This window comes from Streptomyces sp. NPDC001852 (assembly GCF_042891825.1).
In the GTDB taxonomy this organism is placed as follows: domain Bacteria; phylum Actinomycetota; class Actinomycetes; order Streptomycetales; family Streptomycetaceae; genus Streptomyces.
In genome coordinates this window covers 296,239-316,283 of the sequence record NZ_JBIATN010000001.1, presented here as the reverse complement: position 1 = coordinate 316,283, position 20,045 = coordinate 296,239, and the positions used below count along the sequence as shown (strand labels likewise).

The 20,045-nt window shown below is 72.0% G+C and carries 19 protein-coding genes; 10 read left to right on the top strand and 9 right to left on the bottom strand.

Features of this window, described 5'->3' with window-relative positions:
* Nucleotides 1–118 precede the first annotated feature (118 nt).
* The 6 genes from ACFYZB_RS01345 (at nt 119) to ACFYZB_RS01320 (ending at nt 6,174) form a co-directional block, all read left to right on the top strand.
* Nucleotides 119–1,333 (top strand): PucR family transcriptional regulator, encoded by a 1,215-nt coding sequence (locus tag ACFYZB_RS01345; protein WP_388752874.1) that lies wholly within the window; start codon nt 119–121, stop codon nt 1,331–1,333.
* A 142-nt stretch (nt 1,334–1,475) separates the two neighbouring features.
* Nucleotides 1,476–2,297, top strand: coding sequence for an SDR family NAD(P)-dependent oxidoreductase (locus tag ACFYZB_RS01340; protein ID WP_388752872.1), 822 nt, complete (start codon nt 1,476–1,478; stop codon nt 2,295–2,297).
* A gap of 84 nt (nt 2,298–2,381) precedes the next feature.
* Entirely contained in the window at nt 2,382–3,113 is a 732-nt protein-coding gene (locus ACFYZB_RS01335; protein WP_388752869.1) for a hypothetical protein, read from the top strand.
* Between the two features lie 584 nt (nt 3,114–3,697).
* Nucleotides 3,698–4,468: a maleylpyruvate isomerase N-terminal domain-containing protein gene (locus tag ACFYZB_RS01330; RefSeq protein WP_388752867.1), complete on the top strand. Its 771-nt coding sequence runs from the start codon at nt 3,698–3,700 to the stop codon at nt 4,466–4,468.
* 153 nt (nt 4,469–4,621) lie between these two features.
* Nucleotides 4,622–4,792 (top strand): hypothetical protein, encoded by a 171-nt coding sequence (locus tag ACFYZB_RS01325; protein WP_388752864.1) that lies wholly within the window; start codon nt 4,622–4,624, stop codon nt 4,790–4,792.
* On the top strand, nt 4,789–6,174 hold the full coding sequence (locus tag ACFYZB_RS01320) for a sensor histidine kinase (protein ID WP_388752862.1): 1,386 nt from the start codon (nt 4,789–4,791) through the stop codon (nt 6,172–6,174). Before ACFYZB_RS01325 ends, ACFYZB_RS01320 begins: the two co-directional genes overlap by 4 nt.
* Nucleotides 6,175–6,331: 157 nt before the next feature.
* Here the strand turns inward: ACFYZB_RS01320 and ACFYZB_RS01315 are convergent, their stop codons facing one another.
* From ACFYZB_RS01315 to ACFYZB_RS01305, 3 genes are all read right to left on the bottom strand, one after another.
* Nucleotides 6,332–8,077 (bottom strand): tetratricopeptide repeat protein, encoded by a 1,746-nt coding sequence (locus ACFYZB_RS01315; protein ID WP_388752859.1) that lies wholly within the window; start codon nt 8,075–8,077, stop codon nt 6,332–6,334.
* A gap of 152 nt (nt 8,078–8,229) precedes the next feature.
* Nucleotides 8,230–9,030, bottom strand: coding sequence for an SDR family NAD(P)-dependent oxidoreductase (locus ACFYZB_RS01310; protein ID WP_388752857.1), 801 nt, complete (start codon nt 9,028–9,030; stop codon nt 8,230–8,232).
* Nucleotides 9,027–10,034, bottom strand: coding sequence for an NADP-dependent oxidoreductase (locus tag ACFYZB_RS01305; protein WP_388752854.1), 1,008 nt, complete (start codon nt 10,032–10,034; stop codon nt 9,027–9,029). Before ACFYZB_RS01305 ends, ACFYZB_RS01310 begins: the two co-directional genes overlap by 4 nt.
* 272 nt (nt 10,035–10,306) lie before the next feature.
* Between ACFYZB_RS01305 and ACFYZB_RS01300 the strand changes: the two genes are divergently transcribed.
* Together ACFYZB_RS01300 and ACFYZB_RS01295 are read left to right on the top strand one after the other, a co-directional pair.
* Nucleotides 10,307–10,768 (top strand): DUF485 domain-containing protein, encoded by a 462-nt coding sequence (locus ACFYZB_RS01300; RefSeq protein WP_388752852.1) that lies wholly within the window; start codon nt 10,307–10,309, stop codon nt 10,766–10,768.
* A complete protein-coding gene (locus ACFYZB_RS01295; RefSeq protein ID WP_388752850.1) occupies nt 10,765–12,381 on the top strand; it encodes a cation acetate symporter in 1,617 nt (538 codons plus the stop codon). The genes ACFYZB_RS01300 and ACFYZB_RS01295 overlap by 4 nt, the downstream gene beginning before the upstream one ends.
* Nucleotides 12,382–12,400: 19 nt before the next feature.
* Here ACFYZB_RS01295 and ACFYZB_RS01290 read toward each other — a convergent pair whose 3' ends face one another.
* A complete protein-coding gene (locus ACFYZB_RS01290) occupies nt 12,401–13,594 on the bottom strand; it encodes a PucR family transcriptional regulator (RefSeq protein WP_388752847.1) in 1,194 nt (397 codons plus the stop codon).
* A gap of 225 nt (nt 13,595–13,819) precedes the next feature.
* Between ACFYZB_RS01290 and ACFYZB_RS01285 the strand changes: the two genes are divergently transcribed.
* On the top strand, nt 13,820–14,470 hold the full coding sequence (locus ACFYZB_RS01285) for a carboxymuconolactone decarboxylase family protein (RefSeq protein WP_388752845.1): 651 nt from the start codon (nt 13,820–13,822) through the stop codon (nt 14,468–14,470).
* Complete coding sequence (locus ACFYZB_RS01280; RefSeq protein ID WP_388752842.1) at nt 14,463–15,272, top strand: SDR family NAD(P)-dependent oxidoreductase; 810 nt, start codon at nt 14,463–14,465, stop codon at nt 15,270–15,272. Before ACFYZB_RS01285 ends, ACFYZB_RS01280 begins: the two co-directional genes overlap by 8 nt.
* A gap of 144 nt (nt 15,273–15,416) precedes the next feature.
* Here the strand turns inward: ACFYZB_RS01280 and ACFYZB_RS01275 are convergent, their stop codons facing one another.
* Genes ACFYZB_RS01275 through ACFYZB_RS01255 form a run of 5 tightly spaced genes read right to left on the bottom strand, consistent with a single transcriptional unit; the run spans nt 15,417 to nt 20,020 of the window.
* Nucleotides 15,417–16,061: a nitroreductase family protein gene (locus tag ACFYZB_RS01275; protein ID WP_388752839.1), complete on the bottom strand. Its 645-nt coding sequence runs from the start codon at nt 16,059–16,061 to the stop codon at nt 15,417–15,419.
* Nucleotides 16,058–16,957, bottom strand: a complete 900-nt coding sequence (locus ACFYZB_RS01270) for a hypothetical protein (protein ID WP_388752837.1) — start codon at nt 16,955–16,957, stop codon at nt 16,058–16,060. The genes ACFYZB_RS01275 and ACFYZB_RS01270 overlap by 4 nt, the downstream gene beginning before the upstream one ends.
* 36 nt (nt 16,958–16,993) lie before the next feature.
* Nucleotides 16,994–17,977 (bottom strand): ScbA/BarX family gamma-butyrolactone biosynthesis protein, encoded by a 984-nt coding sequence (locus tag ACFYZB_RS01265; RefSeq protein WP_388752834.1) that lies wholly within the window; start codon nt 17,975–17,977, stop codon nt 16,994–16,996.
* Nucleotides 17,978–17,987: 10 nt separating this feature from the next.
* Nucleotides 17,988–18,932 carry a nucleoside-diphosphate kinase gene (locus tag ACFYZB_RS01260; RefSeq protein WP_388752831.1) on the bottom strand — a complete coding sequence of 315 codons (945 nt, stop codon included), beginning with the start codon at nt 18,930–18,932 and terminating at the stop codon, nt 17,988–17,990.
* Nucleotides 18,929–20,020, bottom strand: coding sequence for an SDR family oxidoreductase (locus ACFYZB_RS01255; protein WP_388752828.1), 1,092 nt, complete (start codon nt 20,018–20,020; stop codon nt 18,929–18,931). The genes ACFYZB_RS01260 and ACFYZB_RS01255 overlap by 4 nt, the downstream gene beginning before the upstream one ends.
* Nucleotides 20,021–20,045: the final 25 nt, after the last annotated feature.

Genomic DNA, 20,045 nt, shown 5'->3' with positions numbered 1-20,045 from the left:
GCAAGACACATCGCCGGTGATTCCACCGCTCACCACCGGTTTCGGCCATAGGCAGGGGGCGGGAAAAGGCGACGCGGGACTGTGCCGGCGCACAGTCGCGCCGCACTACACTGCGCCCGTGACGACGCAGCCGATGGCCGCCGACCGGGTCGTCGAACTGGTCGGCCGCCTGCTGACCGAGGTGGACCGGCTCGCGGAGGACCTCACCGACGAGATCCTCGGCGGCGAGCACTCGTACGCCGAGAACACACTGCTCGGCCGGGAGCAGCTGCGCGCCATGGTGCGCGACAACCTGACCACGATGTTCGCGGCGCTGCAGGGGCGGCCCACGACGCTCGAGGCGCCCCGGGCGGCCGGGCGGCTGAAGGCCGCACAGGGCATCCCGCTGGCCGCGCTCCTGCACGCCTACCGGCTGGCCGGCCGCTTCGTCTGGGACCGGCTGCTCGCGACCGCCGTGGCCGAGGAGAGCACCGTCCAGCTGCTGCACATGGCCTCCGACATCTGGGTGGCCATCGACGACTACTCCAGCGCGGCCGCCGACGCCTACCGGTCCACCGTCGAGGAACAGTCGCGTCGCGACACCACGGCCCGCAGCATGATGCTCACCACCCTGCTCGACGGCAGGGCCGGCACCAGTGCGAGCGCATGGGAGATCGCACGGGTCCTGGACCTCGACCGGCAGGGCCCCTTTCTGGTGGTCTGCGCCGAGGTCCACGACGAGGTCGAGCCACTGCCCAGCGTGCGCGGCCGCCTGCGGGCCGCCGGAATCGGCTCCGAGTGGATCCAGCCGATAGGAGCCTGGGTGGGCCTGCTGTCCCTCCCCGACGAACAGGCCATCGCGCATGCGGTCGGCCGGCTGTCCGACATCGCGCTGTCCCGGGTCGGGGTCAGCCGCGCCTTCACCTCGCCCGTGAACGCCCCGGCGGCCTGGCGGCAGGCCCAACTGGCCCTGCAGTGCCTGCCCCACGGCGCGGGCGGCACCCACCTGTACGGCAGCGCGCCGGTGTCGCTCCTGGCGGCCGCCTCCCCCGACACGGCGCAGGAAGTCGCCCGGACCGTCCTCGGGCCCCTCCTCGCCCTGCCCCCGCAGGAACAGGCCACCCTGCTGGAGACCCTGCACGCCTGGTTCGCCGGCGGCGGATCGACGACGGCGGCCGCGGGCCGGCTGCACTGCCACCGGAACACGGTCCTGTACCGCCTCAACCGCATCGCGGAACTGACCGGCCGCCGCACCACCGACGCGGAGGCCTCCGCCGAGCTCTACATCGCCCTGGAGGCCGTACGCCTGAGCGGGCGGCCGGGCTCGTACGCCGCGCACGGCACGCCGGACTGAGCCGGCCTCCGCCACCGCGCCCACACCGGGGCCGAGTTCCGCGGCCAAGGTGTCTCAAGATCGCCGGTGGCCGGACGTCCCGCGCGCGGCCCCTTCTACGATCGGCTTTCCGCACCTTCCCGGAACAGAAAGCTGAACCGCTGTGATGGACAAGCGAGTTGTCATCGTGACCGGCGCCGGCTCCGGCATCGGCGAGGCCACCGCCCGGCTGCTGCGCGAGCAGGGGCACCAGGTGGTGGTCTCCGGTCGCCGGGTGGAACCGCTGCGGCGGCTGGAGCAGGAGACCGGCGTACTGGCGTATCCGTCCGATGCGGGCGACCCCGACGCCGCCGAAGGCCTTGTCCGTGCGGCCCTGGACGCCCACGGCCGGCTGGACGGTGTCGTGCTCAACGCGGGCATCGGACGCGGCGGCACGGTCGGGGACCTGTCGCCGGCGGACTGGGACGAGGTGATGCGCACCAACCTCACCGGTCCGCTGCTGCTCCTGCGTGCCGCGATCCCCCACCTGGTCCGGGCCCGCGGAGCGGTCGTGGCCGTCGCGTCGGTCTCCGCCCTGCTGGCCGGCCCGGGCAACGCCCCGTACGCCGTGTCCAAGGCCGCCCTGCTGTCGCTGTGCCGTTCCGTGGCCGTCGACTACGGCCGCGCGGGGGTGCGCGCCAACGTCGTGTGCCCCGGCTGGGTGAGGACCGAGATGGCCGACCGGCGCATGGCGCGTTTCGCCCGGGAGGCGGACCTGGAGGGCGGCGGTGTGGAGTCCGCCTACGCGGAGGCGACCAGGCCGCTGCCCATGGGCCGGCCGGGCGACCCGCGTGAAGTGGCCGAGACGATCGGCTGGTTGATCTCCCCGGCGGCGTCCTATGTCAACGGTGCGGTGCTCACGGTCGACGGCGGGGCGACGGCCCTGGATCCCGGAACCCTCGCGTTCGACTTCCGCATCGCACCACGCACCGGCGCGGACCTCTGACGCGGGCGGGGCCGCGCCGGAAAAGGAAGTGCGCGTGTTCGAGCCGGCGAGGTACGTTCCTGCCTGTTCGAAGGGGGACCCGAAGTGGCGAAACTGAACCAGATCATCGCTGTCGAGAAGGGTGTCAAGAGCAAGTCGCTCCAGGACATCACCGCGGCGCACCACAAGGTGCAGAAGCCGGCGCTGCTGGCCGGCATCTCGCGTACGTACCAGCCGAAGGACGAGGAGGGCGAGCAACTGCCGCCCGAGTCCACGCGGGTACAGGTGCAGGCCGAGGACGTGCTGCGGGAGATGTCCGCGTCGCTCACCCGGCTCTTCGACGTGACCGCCACCAAGGACTGGGCTAACTGCGCGGCCCGCGCGGACGTCACGGTCGACGGCCGGACGATCCTCACCGACGTCCCGGTCAGCTATCTGCTCTTCCTGGAGAAGCAGCTCACCGACCTGCACACGTTCGTCAGGAAGCTCCCCACCCTCGACGCCGCCGAGTCCTGGTCGCACGACCCGTCCACGGACTGGTGGAAGACGGACCCCGTGCGTACGATCCGCACGAAGAAGGTCCCGCGCAACCATGTCAAGGCGGAGGCGACCGAGAAGCACCCGGCGCAGGTCGAGGTGTACTACGAGGACGTGCCCATCGGGTACTGGACGACCGTGAAGTTCTCCGGAGCGCTCCCCGCGCGGCGGGTGAACGAGCTGGTGGAGCGGGTCGAGAAGCTCCAGCAGGCGGTGAAGTTCGCCCGCGAGGAGGCCAACGGCGCGGAGGTCACCGACCAGCGGGTCGGCGAGGCGGTGTTCGGCTACCTGCTCGGCTGACGCCGGCCACGGGTAGCATCCACGATCGCCCCCGCGTGCGAGCGCGGGGGTGCGCAACAGGCGCGGGCCGGATTGAGGACCGGTTCGCGCGATGAGCGCAAGCTGACACTGAAGTTCAGCCTGAAGACACGGTGACAGTGAAGGTTCGAGTCCTTCCCCCGGCACACATTCGCAACGGGCCGGGGTAGCCCAACATGGCAGAGGCAGCCGCGGTCAGTCTCAGACTCTCGCTCCAGTCTCAGCATCGCCGCCGATCGCCGGATCGACCGAGGACGGACGAACGCCGTCGGATGCGAGTTCGACTCTCGCCTGCAGCTCTTTCGTGCTGCGGTAGTTCAAAGGAAGAACACGACGGCATGATGACTGATCCGTCCTCTTAAACGCCGCCGGCGTGCGCAATTGGGTGGCATCCCCAGGGGCCCGGGAGCTGGATACGACTCCCGGGCCCCGCCACGTTGCGTCACCCGGTGTTCCCGCGCCGGATGGTGGCGCTGCGGTTGCTCCTTGCGGCCGGCTCGGCCTGCGTGGCCACTGTCGGACGTACGCTGGTTTGACCGATGCCCCGTTCGGGCTACCCATGCCGCATGATTCCCTCCAAGGTCGAAGAGACCCTGCCGGAGCTGGCGCCCTTCGTGCACGCGGTGCAGGGGCGGAGGCGCGACGACGGCACGTGGTGTGAGGCGTGGACGGTACGGGACGTCCTGATCCACCAGACGGGCAACGCCGAGGAACTCGCCCGCGTGCTCCGCGCGTTCCACGCGGGAGCGCCGGTGGAGACCAGGGGTTTCGACCGTGAGACGCCCTTCCGGCGGATGTCCGACTCCGAGCTGTGGGCGACGTTCCTGAACCGCTGCGAGCAGCTCACGGAGGTCGCCGCGGCCGCCGAGCAGGACCTGGCACCGGACACGGAGGTGATGTGGACCGGCCGGTCCGTGACGGTCCCGTTCTTCGCCGAGCACATGCGTGAGGAGCTGATCCTGCACCGCTGGGACCTGACCGGTGACGACCGGACCGCGGTGCAGGCCCTCAACGAGCCGTGGATGACCGAGCACAGCGTGGTGTCGGTCGGCCGCCCCCTGCTGGAAAAGGGACGCTCCGGGCTGGAACTGGGCCCCGACGGACGGGTCGAGGGCCGCTTGCGCACGCCGGGCATGGACGACGTCGTGGTGTCCGCCGACGCCGGCGGCGGCAGCATCCGGCTCGCCGCCCCCGAGGGGCCCGCGACGATCGAGAGCGACGCGGCCGTACGAGTGCTGCTGCTGTGGGGACGGCGCCCCGCCGACCCGAACCGGTGGCACAGCTCCGCCGGACCGGAGACCCTGCGCCGGGTACGGGCCCTCCTGGGCGGCTACTGAGGAACGGTTCCGCCGGCACCGCCACGACCCACCTCTGGCGCCAGTGCGCTGACCTGCAGTGGGACCACCGGGAAGCCACCGCGTCGGCCATTCGTCTAGAGTTCGTGACTCGTCGACATGTCTGTAGTCACTCTCCAGGAAGGCCCGAGCCCGATGAGCGCACCGCTGCACCTCGCCGCTCAGTCGGCCGTCGACGTACTGGACGCCCAGTCACGGCCGGTCGCGCTCGGCGTGCCGGGGTCGGAGCGCTGCTGGAGAACCAAGCGTCACACGATCCTGTCCGGCGAGGACCGCCCTCTGCGTGACGGACCGCACATGTCATGAACCTTCGCCGTGTCCTGCGCCGTCCGGCCCCCCGCACCCTGCGCGGTCGGCTCTCCCTCGTGGCAGTGACCACCGCGGCTCTGCTGATGACCGTGCTGACCGTCGTCTTCAACGCCGTGATGGACCGCCATCTGCAACATCAGGCGGACGACGAACTGCGCAACCGGGCCGCCGCGGTCGCCACGACCGTCGACACCAGCGGGCCACGAGTGCGCGTCCTGGAGACCGTCAACGACCGTTTCCTCGATGCGAACGTGTGGATCTACGCCGGCACTCGGCTGCTCGAAAAGCCCCCGTCGGCCACGGCCGACAGCCCGCTGACCCGGGCCGCCGACCGGCTGGCCGCGCGGCACCGGCATGCCTGCGCCACCGTCCACGCCGACGGTGACGAACCCGTCCGGCTGTGCTCACGGCCTGAGCGCGGCCGCCATGTCAACGCCACCGTCGTCACCGCACTGGATCTCAGCCCCTACCGCAGTTCGGCCGGCACCCTGCTCCTGGGATCGCTGATCCTGGACGCGGTCATGCTCGGCTGCACGTACGTGCTCACGCGTCTGGCCGTCGGCCGGGCCCTGCGGCCGGTGCGGACGATGACCGACCAGGCCACCGAGTGGAGCGCCGTGGGCTCCGACGACCGCTTCGGGGACGAGGAGCACCCGGCCGAGCTCGCACGCCTCGGCACCTCCCTGGACGCGCTCCTGGACCGCATCCGCACGGTACTGCGCCACGAACAGCAGCTGACCGGCGAACTGTCCCACGAACTGCGCACCCCCCTCACCCGGATCATCATCGAGCTGGACTGGTGGCGTGCCCGCCCCCGCTCGGAGGCCGAGACCCGCGCCACCCACGAGGTGATCAGCGAGGCCGCCCAGTCCATGCGCACCATCTGCGACACGCTGCTGAACGACGCCCGGGACAACGCGCTCCACCCGCCGGCCACCGCACCCGGGACGACCGACGTCGTGCCCGTCCTCGATCGGCTGATCCACCACCTCGACACACCGCAGGGGGTCGAGGCCACGGTCGAGAGCGAAGCGCCGACGCTGGAGACCGGAGCCGCGCCCGCTCTCCTCGAACGCATCATCAGTCCCCTCCTCACCAACGCGGCCCGTTACGCACGCTCCAGCGTGACCGTGTCGGCTCGGCGCCTGCCCGGAGCCGTGCGGATCGACGTCGTCGACGACGGTGCCGGCGTGCCGGGCGCGTTCGCCGCCGAACTGTTCCAGCCCGGCCGCCGCGCGGACCCCGGTGACGGACACGACGGCGCGGGCCTCGGGCTGCCACTCGCACGCCGCCTGGCCCGCGCCGTCGGCGGTGAGGTGTCCTACGACCCCGTCCACACCCCCGGGGCACGCTTCACCGTCAACCTGCCGGCCGGGTGAGCCGACCTGAGTCCTGGACCGGTGGGCGGCCCGAAGTCGGCAGGTCCTCGACGGTGGAACTCGGCTCCCGCACAGAGCCACGCCGCCCGCGCCCAGCCGGGCCGGATCAGCAGCTGTCCCAACTCGTCCCAGAATATGCCAAGTTCGATCTCCTGCCTCATCCTGGAGGGCAGTGTTGCGCTGAGGCGCCACTCGCACCGGTATCAGAGCCGACCGCACTTCCTGTGCAGCAACCGTCTCCGCCGGCGGCGTCCGAGAGGGCGTCGAGGCGACAGAAGCAGGACGCCCGGACCGGCACGTCCGCCATCGCGACGGCGATCTTCAACTGCTGAGCCACGATCTGCGCCTCCCCCGTCCTGCCCCGCCGGACCAGACACTCGTGCAGCCCGTGCAGGGCCCAGACATTGCCGGGGTGCTGCCCAGCGCGTGGAAGGGTGTCGTCGAGTCCCAGGTCGGCCCGGTAGACCGCCTCGGCCTCCGCGACACGCCCCCGTTCCAGGAGCAGGGCGCCGTACGCATGGCGGGTGGGCTGCATCCATCCCCACGGCTCGTCGTAGGGGAGGTTGTCGTCCAGTTCGATCGACCGCTCGAGCGCGGCGAAGGCGGCGTCATGGTCGCCCTTGCGGTAGGCGAGTTCACCGTCGAGCATGGCCGACGCGATCGCCAGGATGTCGGCACAGGTGTTGTTGAACAGCATGCGCGTCTCCGGCACCCGGGTGACCGCCCGGCCGAACAGCCGTCGTTCGGCCTCGGCCTCGCAGACGCGGCCGGTGGCCGCGAACGCGACGCCTCGGGCGTAGTGCAGCATCGCCGTGCTCACGCTGTAGAGCTCCGGGTCGGCGGGCATGGGCATGCGCAGGATGTCGCTCCAGCGGCCGAAGCGGATCAGTACGTGGACCCGCATGGCGAGGAAGCCCTCCAGCCAGTCGGCCATGGGCGGGCTCTGCACGCGCAGCAGTTCCTCGGGGATCGAGGCCTCCAGCTGGGCGGCGGCCTCCAGAGCGGTCCGGAACCGGCCGAGGAACATCGCGCCGTAGATCTTGAAGTGGTGGTTGTGCGACCGGTACAGCGTGTAGAAGTTCATGGCTCCGGCCCGCGCGTGGAACTTCTCGTCGGCGACGATCGCTTCGGCGTTGTCCGACACCACGCGCCGGTAGTCGCCGCAGAGCACCTCGATGTGTGAGGGCATGTGCTGCAGGTGGCCGGCGTCGGGCACCAGGCCGCGCAGCCGGTCGGCGACGGGCAGGGCGACCTCGGGCGTCGGGGACATCTCCATCAGGTGGATGTACATGTGCAGGACGCCGACGTGTCCGGCCCCGGCATCGCTCACGACCGCCCGGTCCAGGACCGCCTTGGCCTCCAGCGTACGGGCGCCTTCGGCCGGCTCACCGGTCCGCAGGTTCCACAGCCGCCAAGGAGTGAGGTTCATCAGCGCGTCGGCGTACAGGGTGGCGATGTCGGGGTCGTCCGGGGCCAGTTCGTAGACGGCGCGCATGCTGTCCGCGTAAGCCCCGTTCCACACGGAACAGTTCTCGACGGCCTGCGTCTGCGGATAGCGGGCACGCAACGCGCCGATCAGGGCTCGCTCGACGGCGGTGGCGCGGGCTTGCCCCTTCTCGTGGGCGAGTTCCACGGCGGCGTGGGTGCGTCGGACGGTACTGGCGAGGTCCTGCTCGTCGAAGAACTCCCACGGCTTGTTGTAGTTGGGGCCGAGTGCGTACGCGATGCCCCAGTAGGCCATGGCACAGCCGGGGTCGGCCGCCGCGGCGGCTTCGAAGCAGGAGACGGCTTCCTCGTGGTTGAAGGCGTACGTCCAGACCAGTCCGCGGTCGAACCAGAGTTGCGCCTCGGGCGAGGACGTCGTCACGGAGCGGCTGTAGGTGCCGAGATCGTAATAGTCCATGCATCGCCCCTCACCGGCCGACCGCCGAAGCGCCGGGAACCGACCGTGCTCCACTACGCACAACGTGTACCGAGCAGCGTAGTGGGCCGAGTCGGTTCCTCACGGCGACGAGGTGGGCCCGATCGTCCTCAGGACCCACCCCCAAAAACGCCTCAGACGCCGACGGGTCTGCCCGGCCCGGGAACGTTGCGGAAGCGGAACGGCTCCGGTTCGCGGCCGGCCTGGATGAACCAGCACTCCCCGGTGCCGTCGCCGGTGAGGATCCGCAGCACCGTGTCGGCGACGGTCTCGGCCGGGATGACCGGCAGGCCCTGCTCGGAGAGCATGCCGCGCAGGGGGTCGATGATCCGCGATTCGGCGAATCCCGGGCAGACCGCGTTGAAGCGCACGTTCTCCGGCGCGAGCGCCGGCCCCAGGGAGCGTGCGAGTCCCACGACCGCGTGCTTGTTGGCGCCGTACAGCGGATCGAGTGGCACGGCCGCCAGGCCCGCCAGGGACGCGGTCGCCACGATCGATCCTCCGCCGCGGGCCCGCAGCGCGGGCAGCACCGCGTGGGTGCCGAAGACCACGCCGTCGAGGTTGGCGCCCATGGCCCGGCGGTAGCGCGCGGGGTCGAAGTCCTCACCGACGCCGCATCCGGTCGCCACCCCCGCGTTGAGCAGCGCGATGTCGACCCCGCCGTACGTCTCCTGGGTGAACTCCACCAGCGCGCGGTTGGCTTCGAGGTCGGAGACGTCGCAGGCACGGAAGTGGCCGCCGGCCATGTCGGCCACGTCCCGGCCGCCCCGCGCGTCGAGGTCCGCGACGACCACACGCGCCCCCGCCCGCGCCAGTGCCAGCGCCGTGGCCCGGCCCAGCCCGCTGGCGGCGCCGGTGACGATCGCCACCTTCCCCTGGAGCGCGGTGTTCTGTTCCTCCTGCGGGGCGGCGGCCCCGCCCTCGGCGGCGGTCACGCCAGCTCCAGCACGAGCTTGCCGACGTTCTCGCCCCGGAAGAGCATCTGAAACGTCTCGGGGAAGTCGTCCACGGTGCCCCTCACCACGTGTTCCTTGACCTTGATGCGGCCGGCACCGATCCAGGCGGAGATCTGCTGTGCCGCCTCCGCGTAGCGCTTGGCGTAGTCGAAGACGACGAAGCCCTCCATGCGGGCGCGGCGCACCAGCAGCGAGAGGTAGTTCGACGGGCCCTTGACCGGCGTGGCGTTGTTGTACTGACTGATCGCCCCGCAGACCACGACGCGCGCGTGCATCGCCAGCCGGGTCAGCGCGGCGTCGAGGACGTCCCCTCCGACGTTGTCGAAGTAGACGTCGATGCCGTCGGGCGCGTGCTCGCGCAGCGCCTTTCTGACGTCGTCGGCCCGGTAGTCGATCGCCGCGTCGAATCCGAGTTCACCGGTGAGCAACGCGCACTTCTCCGGCCCCCCGGCGATGCCGACGACCCGGCAGCCCTTGGCCTTCGCGATCTGCCCCGCGATGCTGCCGACGGCGCCGGCGGCCCCGGACACCACAACGGTCTCGCCGTCCTTCAGCGCCCCGACGTCCAGGAGACCGAAGTAGGCGGTCATGCCGGGCATGCCCAGCGCTCCCAGATACGTGGAGGGCGGGGCGAGCGAAGTGTCGATCTTCATGGCTCCCCGGCCGTCGGAGACCACGTACTCCTGGACGCCGAAGGTGCCGACCACGTGATCACCCGGTTGAAAGCCGGGGTGGTCGGAGGCGGTGACCTCGACGACCGACCCGGCGCGCATCACCTCCCCGATGCCCACCGGCGGCAGATAGGAGGGCCGGTCGTCCAGCCAGCCCCGCATGGCCGGATCCAGGGAGATGACGCGCGTCCGGCCCACGAACCGGCCCGGGCCCGGTTCCTCGAGGGGCTCGCCATGGTGCTCCCAGTCTTCGGGTTTCACTTCGCCCACGGGACGGGCTGCCAGACGGATCTGCCGGTTGGTCGCGGACATCGCGCCTCCTGTCGTTCACGGCTCCCCGTGACCATACCGACCAGTAGGTACGCCTGCAGGTGTGACATTCCCCACAGGTTATCCACGCGCCCGGGGGGCTACGGTCCGGAGGTCGCCACCCGTCGAGCGGTCACTGATCGGATGCCACATCGAACTCGAAACGTGACGCTCAGCGGGCTTATCAGGCATTCCAACCAGTCGGTATCGTGCGCCGCTCACCCGACCTTCACCACCCACGTCCCAGCATCCGAGCCGCACCGGAAGGCCAGGCGATGACACTCCCCGACGACACCCCGTACCCGCCCCCGCCACCCGTGCTCTCCGGGTGGCCGCAGCAGCATGCCGAGCCCCATGTCTTCTCGTACGAGCCGTACGAGCCGTACGGCCGGATGGCCCGGCACGAACCGTCCGCGCCCGAGACCGACCGGCACGGTGGCGACCTGGCCGCCCTGCGCTCGGCCTACCGCGTGCTCCGCCGGGTCTCCACGCTCACCGCGCTCGGCTCCTTCGTGGTGTACGTCGTGCTGTCCTGCTGTGTGCCGGACCTGATGGGATCCAAGATCACCGGTGAACTGAGCCTGGGCATGGCCCTGGGGGTCCTCCAACTGGTCGTCACCTTCGCGGCGGTCCTCTGGTACGGACGCAGCGCCCAACGCTCCGTGGACCCGCTGGCGCAGGCCGTGCGAGAGCGGGCGGTCCGGCGGCCGGCCCAGGATGCCGGGGTGGCGAGATGAACGACTTCGGTACGGGGACCCAGGCCGTCGTCCTGGTCCTGTTCACCACCCTGGTGACCCTCACCCTGCTGATGTGCGTGATGGCGGGACCGGACCGCGACGATCTGACGAACTTCTACACCGGCTACCGCTCGCTCACGCCCCTCAAGAACGGCCTGGCGATCGCGGGCGACTACATCTCGGCGGCCACGGTACTGAGCACCACCGGCATCATCGCGCTCGCCGGGTACGACGGATACGTCCTGGCGGTCAGCACCGCCCTGTCGCTGGTGCTGCTGATGTTCCTGCTGGCCGAACCGTTGCGCAACGCCGGCAGTTTCACCATGGGCGACGTTCTGGCCCGCAACATGCCGGGGCGTGCGACCCGTATCGCCTCCTGTGCGGTGACGCTCAGCGCGACCCTGCCCTTCCTGGTCGTCCAACTGTCCGGAGCCGGGTCGCTCCTCACCTTCATCCTGGGCATCCCGCACGTGGCCGGCGCGAGGACGACGTGCATCGTCCTCGTCGGCAGCCTGATGATCATCTACGCGGCGCTCGGCGGTATGAGGGGAACCGCGCTCATCCAGATGATCAAGATCGTGTTCCTGCTCGGTACCAGCGCCACCGTCGCCGTCCTCGTCCTGAACCGCTTCGACTGGAGCCCCGACGCCGTGCTCCAGGCCGCCCGGCACGGCAGCGGAGCGGGCCCCGCCTTCTTCCGGCAGGGCCTTCAGCTGGGCACCTCGGCCCTCGACCGGCTGGACTTCGCCAGTCTCCAGATCACCGTGATCCTCGGCGCCGCCTGTCTGCCCCACATCACGATGCGTCTGTACTCCGCGCAGGACGTGCCCGCCATTCGTCGCTCCATGTCGTGGGCGGTCGGTACGGTCACGACCTTCTGCCTGCTCGTGATCATCATGGGCACGGGTGCGGCGGCGCTGGTGGGATCGCAGTACATCACCGCGGCCGACCCCCACGGAAGGACGTCGGTGCTGATGCTGTCCCGGGTGCTCGGCGGTGGCACCGGCTCGGTGGGCACCACGGTTCTCTACGCGGCCATGGCGGGCACGGTGTTCATCACGCTGCTGTCGTCGGTCGCGGGAATGACCCTGGCCGCGGCCTCGTCGCTCGCCCACGACCTGTTCGCCCACGCCGTGCGGCGGGGACGGGCGGCGCCGCGTACGGAGATGACGGTGGCGGCGTGGACGAGCGTGGCCGTGGGAATCGTGGCCATCGCACTCTCCACCCTGGTCCAGAACTGGGACGTCGCCGTACTGACCACGCTGGCGATCTGCATCGGGGCCTCGGCCGTGGCCCCGGCGTTGACGTACTCCCTGTTCTGGCGAGGCTTCACGCGCACGGGCCTGCTCGCGAGCCTCTACGGTGGTGCGGCCTGTGCGCTGGTGCTGATGGTCTTCTCCAAGGCCGTCTCGGGCACGCCGTCGGCGGTCTTCCCGAACGCGGACTTCCACTGGTTCCCCATGCAGTCCACCGGACTGGTCTCCGTTCCGTTCGGCTACCTGGCGGGCTGGCTCGGCAGCCGCTGGGAGCACCGGCGCCGCGCCGCCGACGGCCTCGAGAGCCGTCGGATGTACGAGGAGAGCGAGGCACGGCTCCTCGCCGCAGCCGAGTGACCACTGCGTCGCGGGCGGGTTACGCGAGCGGCCTCGGTGCCGCCGCCGTAGCCCGCCCTGGTGTCCTCGACTCGCGTGCGGCCAGAGCCCAGCTGAGTTCCACCGCGGTGTCCGGGGCGTCCAGGCTCGTGCCGGTGAGCTCCTCGAAACGGCGCAGACGGTAGCGGACGGTGTTGACGTGGACGTGTGCGCTGCGGGCGACCTCGCGGATGTGCCGTCCCGTCGCCAGGTATGCCCGCACCGACTCCTCGATGAGCGCGCCGAACTCCCCCTCCGCCTCCAGCGGGCGCAGATAGCGGTCGAGCAGCAGCTCGGCGAGTTCCGGTTCGGCGACGACCGCCACCCGCCAGGACAGGTCGCCCAGGTCGTACACGCCGCGCAGACCGTACGCACGGGCGGCCTCCAGCATCCGGCCGGCGGTGCGGAAGGAGCGGTGCACCGCGGCCAGGTCCGTCGGCGGGCCGAGCCCCGCCGTCACCTCCAGGTCACCGGTCTCCGGCTTGGCCTCGACGACTCCTGCGACAGCCTCGTCCAGCACGGCGAACAGCGCGGCTCGGCCGTTCCTGCGGCCGTGGGCCTCAAGGGAGCGTTCCAGGGCGTCCGGACCGACGTTGCCCTGCGGGACGGCTCTGATGGCCCGGTACGGCCACGAGGGGTCCAGCCCGTAGATCGCCGCGCCGCTGTGGATCGCCGCGGCGCTCAGGGTTCCGTGGAGCAGTCCGCGCAGGAAGTCGGCGCGGCGGCGGGCGTCGAACAGGGCGGACTCGACCTCCGCCTGCCGGTGGACGGCGGCGATCCGCAGGCTCGCGACGTCCGCCAGCTCCCACAGGCACGTGGTGCGGTCGACGATGAGGCGGGGATCCAGGCCGCGTTCGGTCGCCTCGGCGATGAACAGATCCCGTATCGCGCTCAGTGCCCGGCGGAAGGCGCGGAGCCCGTCGGCGAGCGGCACGCCCCGGGCGACCCGGTCCCGGGCCACCTCGGCCTCGCCGAAGTCCTCCGGCGCGGGCACCGCCCCCTCGCGCACCACGCCGAGAGCCCGCTGGAAGTGCCGGCGCCAGATCTGGTCCAGGAGTTCCCGCGGGACCGCGCGGTAGGACGGGATGTGGTCCGTCAGTTCCGCGTGCAACCGCCCGCCGACCTGTCCCTGCTGCGCGGCCATCGCGGCGATGACCCGTTCGAGAGGCGCCGCCGCGCACGGCTGTCCGGGCATGGTCCTCACCTCCGCCCCTCCTGGCGCCGGCCGTTGTACGACTGAACAATATGCCGCGTTCCGGCCTTGGCCGACGGGCCGTCGACAACACCCCGCCGCCGAAAGCACAGTGGCATGCGGCGGCGGAGGGAGCACAGCGGCGCGCACCCGGCAAGGCGCCGATCGGCGGTGCTCAGCCCCGCCCTCGTACCGTCCACCACCCTGACGCACCGTGCGGAGACCGCCATGACCGACGAGCACCATCACCGACCCCACCACGCCGCCGACGACACCGGCCCGCGCCTCGCGCCACTGCCCGAGCACGAGTGGGACCCGTCCACCCGGGAGTTGCTCGCCGCGATCCCCCGGGACGCCGACGGCCGTCTCGCCAACGTCTTCACCACCTTGGTGCGGCACCCCGGTCTCTTCCGGCACTTCCTGCCGTTCGGCAGCCATCTGCTGCGCGACGGCCGTCTTCCGGACCGGACCCGGGAACTGCTGATCCTGCGTACCGCGTACAACACTCGGGCCGGTTACGAATGGGGACGGCACGTACCGCTGGCCAGGGCGGCCGGGGTCACCGATCAGGAGATCCGGCGGGTCGGCGCGGGCCCGGACGACCCCGCGTGGGCGCCGGCCGACGCCCACCTGCTGCGTGCCGCCGACGAACTGCACCGGAACGCACGCCTGTCCGCTGCCACCTGGTCCGCGCTCGCCACCGACCACGACGAGGCACAGCTGATCGAGATCACCATGCTCGTCGGTCAGTACCACATGGTCGCGTTCTTCCTGAATTCCGCCGCTACCCCGCTCGAGCCCGGCTACGACACCGAGACCCTGCCCGCGCCCACCCGAGCCGGCGCGGACACGGCGGAAGGGACACACGGCGATGCCTGAGACCCGGCACCCCGCGACCCGCCCGGTCGGCCTCCTCACCGGCCGGAACGTACTGGTCATCGGCGCGGGCACCCGCCCCAGCGACGATCCGAAGGCCCCGGTCGGCAACGGGCGGGCGGTCGCTGTGCTCGCCGCCCGCGAGGGGGCCTGCGTGGCCTGCGCCGACGTCTCCCCCTCCGCCGCGGCGGCCACCGCCGACCTGGTCGATGAGTCGGGTACCCGTGGTGTGCCCGTGGTGGGTGACGCCACGGATCCCGGCCAGTCCTCGGCCATGGTCGCCGAGGCCGTTCACCGACTCGGCTCGCTCGACGCGTTGGTGGTCAACGTCGGCATCGGACTCGGCGCGGGCCTGGCGGACACCTCACCGGAGCAGTGGGACCGCGTGCTGTCGCTCAACCTGAGCGCTCCCTTCCTCGCCGCCAAGTACGGGCTGCCCGCGATCGCCGGCGGAGGATCGATCGTCTTCGTCGGTTCCGTCGCGGGACTGCGCGCGGCCACCGACTCGCCCGCCTACGACAGTTCCAAGGCCGGCCTGTTCGGTCTCACCCGCCATGTCGCCAAGGAGGGCGCGCCGCGCGGGATCCGCGCCAACCTGGTCGTGCCGGGTCTCGTCGACACCCCGATGGGCCGCGAGGCCTCGGCCCGGCGGGCATCGCGCACCACCTCGTTCGCCCGCATACCGCTCGGGCGCCAGGGCACCGCCTGGGAGGTGGCCGAAGCCGTCGCCTTCCTGCTCTCCGATCGCGCCTCCTACATCACCGGACAGAGCTTGGTGGTCGACGGAGGCCTGAGCGCCGTCTGAGCACGTGGCGCCGGCCGGCTCCGCCGCCCGCGGGCCCTCCGGGGCGGGCCGGGCTCCCGAGGACCTGCAGGGGAGCAACCGCTCCGCAGGAAGCCGGAACCGGGGAAGCCCGTGGCGCGCGGCCCGCTGCATCCCGTACGCCGGTCAGGCGTCATGCCAGCCGTTGTGGTGCAGGACCTGCTCCAGCGGCAGCCGCGGGCCCGGCCGGAACGTGTCGCGCACGGGGTACGCCGTCGGCAGCAGTGCGCCCTGGCGGACGGTGGGCGGCAGGCCCAGCAGGTCGGCGACCTCCTGCTCACGGTCCAGATGGACCGCCGTCCAGGCGGTGACCAGACCGCGGCTGCGGGCCGCCAGCGCATAACTCCAGGCCGCGGGCAGCAACGAGGCCCACAGGCCGGCCTGGTTGCCCTCCGGCAGCCGCCCGTCGGCCACTTCGAGGCACGGGAGGACCAGGACGGGTACCCGGTGCAGCCGGTCGGCCAGCGCCCGGGCGGCGGTGAGCACGGAGCGCGTGGCCTCGGGAAGCTCCGCCGGGCGGTCGAGCGCGTCGGCGTTGCGGTCGTAGAAGGCGGCCCGGTACACCTCGGCGACGTCGGCGCGGATCCGCGGGTCGGTGAGCAGGATCCAGCGCCAGCTCTGCCGGTTGTTGCCGTTGGGCGCCTGCAGGGCGATGCGCAGGCAGTCCTTGACCAGTTCCGGGTCCACCACCCGATCCAGGTCCAGGCCCCGCCGCACGCTCCGCGTGGTGGTCAGCAACTCCGTGCACGACAGCCCAGGTCCATGCGTCATGGTCCCAGCACCGCCCGGACGACCAGCGCGAGGTAGGTGGCCACGACGAATCCCGTCGCGGCCGGCATCGGCCACCCGCCGCGGCGGACGGCCAGGAACCGCCATGTGCCCCATGCGGGCAGAACCGCCGCCAGACAGGGCGACAGTCCGAGCAGGCCGGCCGGCGCGAACAGCAGCACCTGGCAGCCGACCGCACCGGCCGCACAGCCCGCGGTGACCACCGCGCTGCGCCGGGGGCCGAGGTCCGCCGAGTACAGGCGTTCACCGGGCTGCGGCTCCCAGGTCGTCTTGCGGGCGAACTCGAAGTGCAGGAAGACGCAGGCGGACAGCGCGAGCAGCGCCGCGCCGCGCCAGTCGGCGGTGACGTTCCCGGCGGCGACGAGCGAGCCGTACACGTAGATGCCGAGCAGCACCTGCACCGGGTAGGTGACCGCGAGTTCGAGCAGCCGGCGGTCGCGGAGCGCGGGTGCCGGCCGTGCCGGCGCGGCGAGGAGCAGCGCGTACCCGAGCGTCGCGAGCAACAGCAGGGTGGCCGTGGCCGAGAGGGTGGCGTTCAGGGCGGTCGCCACGACGGTGATCGCCGCCATGGCGCCGCGCAGTTCGGCCTTGGTGATCGCGCCGGTGACGAGCGGCCGGTCCGGATGGTGCACACGGTCGTGGGCGAGGTCCTTCTGCTCGTCCAGCATCCGCAGGAACAGCAGCGCCAGTACGACACTCGCGGCCCGCAGCCAGGTGGCGCCGGACGGCCGCCAGGCCGCGCCGGTGGCGGCGACCGCCGAACTCTCCAGGGCGAGCACCCACAGCACTCCGTAGGTGACGTAGATGTGCGGCCGGAACATGCGCAGCACGAATCGGCCCAGTCGGGCGGGTACCTGAGGGACGGCGACGGTGGTCACTGCGGGGCTCTCCTGTTCGGATGAGTGCGGCCGGGGTCATGCGGCTCCGTGGGCCGCGAAGGTCCCGGGAGCGGCCGCCGTGGCCTCCGGGTCGGGGTCGGCGAGCCTGATCCGGGCCTCGGCGGCGACGGCGCCCGGCTGGTGCAGGGTGCACTCGATGTCGGCGCCGGGCAGGACCGGGGCGGTCCGGCAGCGCAGCGGAAGGTCCATCTCCGCGAAGCAGCGGAACCGTGCGGCCAGGCCGACGGGCAGCGCCGTGGGTGTGCGGACGGCGCCGGCGGAGACGGCCGCGGTGAGGGCGAGTTGACGGAAGGCCTCCAGCTCCAGCATGCCGGGGACGTGGTCGACCCAGTGGTCGTACAGGGTCGGATGCGCGGTGTCGACGATCAGCCGTGCCGTGCGCGTGCCGTCGCCGGTGGTGCGCGGTGGGGAGATGACGGTGTTGGCCGGGTCGCGCCGGCCGACGAGGGCGGGGTCGACGCCTGCTCCGGGCAGGGCGACGGGCACATCGGACAGGCCCAGCGCACCGCGCTGTCCGGCCCGCAGCCGCGTCCAGTCCCCGTGGGGCATCCAGCAGTAGGTGATGCGGGCCAGCAGTGCTTCCCCGGTGCCGATGGTCACGGTGCAGCGCAGCCGCAGGCCCGTCACCGTGGCCCGGCTGCGGAACCGGTGCTCGATCCGGGTGGTGATCACGGCCTCGGTGGGACGGTCGTCGCAGGTCAGGGCCGCGTGGTCCAGCACCTTGAACTCGACCGCGCGGAGCAGGAACTTCCATCCCGTCGGGACGTCCAGATACCGATGGGCCACGACGAAGATGCCCTGCCTGCACGCTTCCAGGAGCAGCAGTGGATCGTGGTGGGTGCGGGGGCCGAGGGTGTCGTGGTAGAAGGCGTGGCGGCGGGGAAGCTGCGCGGCGAGCAGCAGTTCGTCCTCGCTGTGCCGCTCCGCGTCGGTCAGGAAGACCTCGGCGACCGCGGCGCGGTGCACCAGCTCCTTCGGGAGTGTCCGGCTGAACTGCATGGGCCGCTCCTCAGGTCGGGTTGGCGCGGAGGGTGTCCAGGTGGCGGCGCCAGGTCCCGGCGTCGGCCCCGTCGAGCACGGGGGCGCGGCCGGGCACGCGCATGGGGAGCACCTTCGAGCCGACGATGACGGTGTCCCACGGGTCGAGGGCGATCCCCTCCTCCCACGCGGTCTCCAGCAGCGTGCGCGCGGTGGCCGTCGGGTCGGTGCCGGTGTGCCGGGAGACCGCGTCGCGCAGCCGGCCGACGGCGGGTTCGAAGTCCAGGTCCCGTGGCTTGGTGGCCGCGTACAGCCGGCCGGTCAGCTCCAGGGCGTCCACGGTGCGGTCCTCGTCGGCGAGGGCGGAGCGCAAGAGGCGGCCGCGCGTGGTCTCGTCGAAGTGGACGGCCAGCTCCCGCAGGACGTCGGCGGGTTCGTCGGGGGTGTGCACGAGGTTCAGCAGATAGCTGTGGCGACCGAGGAGATGGCGCAGCTGGCCCGGCCGCCGGGCGTCGGGGTCCGTGGGCCCCTTGAGCCGGGTGAGTTCGACCGATGCCGGGACGCCCGTGTCGTGGGCGTGGCGGACGAGCAGGACGAGGGCGTCGGCGTCCTCCAGGAACAGGGCGGCGAGCTTCCTGCGGTAGGGGGTGGCGAGGTTCCACTGGAAGTACCAGAGGGAGCGGATCATGGTGCGGGTCAGCCGGGTGACCGCCGCGCCGACGATCCCGAACCCCAGCCCGGTCAGCCAGTCCACCGCCGCCTCGAGCCTGCGGGACACCACGGCGTCGGGCTTGAGCAGCAGCGCGGCGTGCCGGTGGGCGAAGCCGGTGACGTCGTCGGTGAGGGAGGCGAGTTGTTCGTGGGCCTCCTGGTAGTAGGTGTCCGCGCCGTACAGCCGCTGTTTGGCGGGGTGGCACGTCAGCCGCGGGGAGACGGGTATGCCGAGCGAGGGGTCCGCGAGATGGTCGGGGGTCATCGGTGTGGGCTCCCGTCGGGTCGGGCGGTGGCCGGCTCCCGGCGCGGTGCCGGGCCCAGGTAGCCGGTCGTGAGGCAGTGGTCGAGGAGGCGGCGCAGGTACGGCCGTGCGCCCGTGGCTGCGGGACGGCCCCGGAGGACCGCCGCGTGGGCGTCGTCGAAGTGGACGCGCCGCCGGAAGTAGGTGTCGTACAGGGAGACGACGCGGTCGTAGTAGGGGCGCTCGCGGTCGGTCAGGGACCCGGCGCAGAACGCGGACGGCGGAACGAACCGGGGTACGTGGAAGCAGGGGTACTCGGCCAGGACGTCGGAGAAGTCCCGCAGGGTCAGCTCGTGGCCGACGGCGTGCAGGGTGCTGCCCTGGGCCTCCTCGAAGCGGAGGGCGGCCTCGGTGACCAGGTCGGCGACGCGGTCGACCGGGACCAGGTCGAGGACGCCGTCGTAGTGGCCGGGCACGGTCCGCACCAGGCCCCTGGTGAGGACCCGGAGCACGGGGTAGATGGTCTTGAAGTCGCGGATGCGGCCGGTGCGGGTGGCCCCGGTGACGATGCTGGGGCGCACCACGGTCGCCGGCAGGCCGTCCGCCGCGGCCTTGCGGACCATGGTCTCGGCGGTGAGCTTGCTCCTCTCGTAGCCGTTGCCGGGACGCTGGCCGACGTCGAGTTCGTCCTCCCGGGCGGTGCCGTCGCGTTCCCCGCACACATAGGCGGTGCTGACGTGCACGAGCGGGATGCGGCCGGCCAGGGCGAGGTCCAGGACGTGCCGGGTGCCGGCCACGTTGATGCGGTCGTAGCGGTCGTCCGGCAGTCCGAAGTCGGTGACGGCGGCGCAGTGCACGATCCGGTCGGCGGTGGCGGCGAGCCGCCGGCCTTCCTGGGTGAGGCCGAGGCCGGGGCGGGTGATGTCGCCGGTGAGCGGGGTCAACACGCCCGGTCCGGGGGTGAGTTCGCTGCCGTCGTTGCGGACGATCTCGGGCGTGCGGTGCAGCAGTGCCAGCACGGTGTGGCCCGCGGTGGTGAGCCGGGCGGTCACCTCCGCGCCCACGAAACCGCCGGCGCCGGTCACGAGCACCGTCATCGGGTCGGGCATCGGTGGGTCCTCCGGGCGGTGGGTC